Source organism: Porphyromonas sp. CAG:1061 (assembly GCF_000435035.1).
Classification (GTDB): Bacteria; Bacteroidota; Bacteroidia; order Bacteroidales; family Porphyromonadaceae; genus Porphyromonas_A; species Porphyromonas_A somerae.
Genome location: NZ_HF988892.1, coordinates 23,798 through 26,107 on the forward strand (window position 1 = coordinate 23,798; position 2,310 = coordinate 26,107).

General features: G+C 50.9%; 1 protein-coding gene. It reads right to left on the reverse strand.

The window, feature by feature from the left end:
• Positions 1–55 precede the first annotated feature (55 nt).
• Entirely contained in the window at positions 56–2,035 is a 1,980-nt protein-coding gene (locus QVO39_RS03130) for a 6-phosphogluconolactonase (RefSeq protein ID WP_021902992.1), read from the reverse strand.
• Between the last annotated feature and the right edge of the window lie 275 nt (positions 2,036–2,310).

The following is a 2,310-nucleotide window of genomic DNA, read 5'->3' on the forward strand; positions in this document are numbered from 1 at the left end:
TGGAGAGCTGGCTAGCTTTGTTTTGGTATGCCACATTAGGTGGCTATTCTATTCTTTAGTCGATGGGATGGTAGCGGACGAAAGCCTCAATAGCTTCGTAGCTAGCTAGTCCAAGGTCTTGGTAGAGCTGTGCTGTAGCACGGTTGCGATCCTCGGAGCGCTGCCAGAATAGGCGCTCATCATCACCTAGGAAAGGAGCACTCTCCATCTGCGACTGATGCTTGAGGATGCTATTCCGCTTGAAGCGAAGCTCCTCGGGACTCATAGGCACTGCCATCTCAATATGGTCAATCTCCCACTCGGCCCATGCACCACGGTACATCCAGATCCACGTATCCTTAAACCACTCTTCGCTCTTCACTTGGTCAATAGCTGCTAGGGCGACATCTAGGCACACCTTGTGAGTACCGTGTGGGTCGGCAAGGTCACCCGCCACAAAGATTTGGTGAGGCTTCACCTCGCGAAGCAATTGGATCACGATATCCACGTCGGTCCGAGTTGGTGGATTCTTCTTGATGCCTCCTGTCTCATAAAATGGCAGGTTGAGGAAGTGTACATGGTCCTCCTTAACTCCAATGAAGCGGTCGGCTGTGCGAGCCTCCTCTACACGGATAGTTCCTTTGAAAAAGCGTACCTCGGGCGTTTCGATAGAGCCCTCCTCCTTTTCGTGTAGCAAGAAGTGTCGGAGTTCCTCGGCATGCTGGTGGAGCTTGCTATCAGCCATTCCTAAGTGCTCTGCGGTATTGCGAAGGAAAGAGAGATAGCGGATCACCTCCTCATCACCCACGGCGATATTGCCCGAGGTTTGGTAGGCTACATGCACATCGTGCCCCTGCACCACCAAGCGGCGGAAGGTACCTCCCATAGAGATCACATCGTCATCGGGGTGAGGGCTAAAGATAAGCACCCGCTTCTTAGCAGGCAAGGCACGCTCAGGCCTATTAGAGTCATCGGCATTGGGTTTGCCCCCTGGCCAACCGGTGATGGTGTGCTGGATATCATTAAACACCTTGATATTGGCATCATAGGCAGAGCCATAGACCGTAAGCAGCTCTCCCAGTTGATGGTCGGAATAATCTTGATTGGTCAGCTTCAGGATAGGCTTATTGACCTTCTGGCAAAGCCATACAATGGCACGACGAACCAGCTTAGGGGTCCACTCAATAGAGGTGACCCTCCAAGGGTGATTGATACGAGTGAGCAGACTGGCCGCCTGTAGGTCGGTGTAGACTCTTACGTGGCTGTGAGATTGGAAGTAAGAAGCAGGCAAGCTCTCCGTCATGGGCTCCTCCACCGCCTTGGCGATCACCTCGGCCTTGGCCTCGCCCCATGCGAGAAGGATTATCTTACGTGCTTCACTCAAGTTCTTTAGACCGATAGTCACCGCTGTAGGAGGTACATTCTCTTTAGTATTAAAGGTGCTAATGGCCTCCTGAACCGAGGTGCTATCCAGTACCGACAAGTGCGTACCCTGCGACCAGATAGAGCCGGGAGAGTTGACCCCCACCGATCCTCTACGGCCTAGCCCAGTAATAAGGAGGTCAATGCCCCCTAGCTGGTGAATACAGTCGTCAAACTCCTCAATGGCACGGCCCACATCCTCCTTGGAGAGCTGGCTATCCAATCCGTGAAGATGCTCATCGGGAATACCCACATGTGTGGCGAAGTGCTCTTTGATCTGTGCTAGTACGCCTGTGTCTTTATTGGGAAGGGGTACAAATTCGTACATAGGGAATAGGTGTACATTCTCAAAAGAGACCCCCTCTTTTTCCCGCATCTGTATCAGTGCCTTGTAGATGGGCTCAGGACTAGTCCCAGCCGAAAGCATAATGGTGTAGGGCTGGTTGCCTTTGGCCTTTATATCATTGCAGATGGTTCGGGCGATGCTCTCCGCCGCCTCCTCTGGGGTGGGCGTTATGGTTACCGGCATACGCTCGAAGCTAGTCAGAATCCCCTCTTCATACGCATTGGAGGGTCGGTACAATCTTTCTTCTACCTGAGTGAGTGCAATCTGATTGCTCAATCCAAATCTCATAATCATCTCTATTTATTGTGCAAGCTTGATAGTTATTATTATATGACGACAAGATACTTAATATTTTTCTAAAGGCAAATGAATTAGCTATAAACTTCGGGGGTTATGCATTGTAGAAGCCTACCCTGGGGACTCATCTTACAGAATTTCCACCCGCGAAATAAGGCAAAAACAGACGAAAAAGGGGGGCGCAAAGGCCCTCTTCTCAACCGACTGGAATTCAATACCATACAAAAGCGTTTACCGAGATGCAACTAAGCAATCGGTTAGTTGCA